Here is a 218-nt window from a genome sequence, read left to right as displayed (position 1 = left end):
CGAATGCGTCGATCGCGCTGACCAAGGGGGACTTCGATACCGGCGATGCGGCGAGCTATGATGGTTCGGCGCTGACCTCCGATGGCTGGGCGACCAGCGATGCCGGCGCGACCTACACCAAGACCGGGACCTACGGCACGGCGACGCTGACCACCGCCAGCGGCGTGGTGAGCTATGCCCTGAGCGACGGGGCCAGCGCGACCAATGCCCTGGCGGGC

The 218-nt window shown here is 69.3% G+C and carries 1 protein-coding gene; it reads left to right on the top strand.

What is annotated here, in order from left to right; all coding sequences use genetic code 11:
* A partial coding sequence (locus XH79_RS02715; protein WP_271580547.1) for a hypothetical protein occupies nucleotides 1-218 on the top strand: 218 nt, incomplete at both ends.

It is taken from the genome of Bradyrhizobium sp. CCBAU 45389 (assembly GCF_028128625.1).
Lineage (GTDB): Bacteria > Pseudomonadota > Alphaproteobacteria > Rhizobiales > Xanthobacteraceae > Bradyrhizobium > Bradyrhizobium liaoningense_B.
The sequence above is the reverse complement of the archived record's forward strand: the minus strand, read 5'-3'. Positions and strand labels throughout refer to the sequence as shown.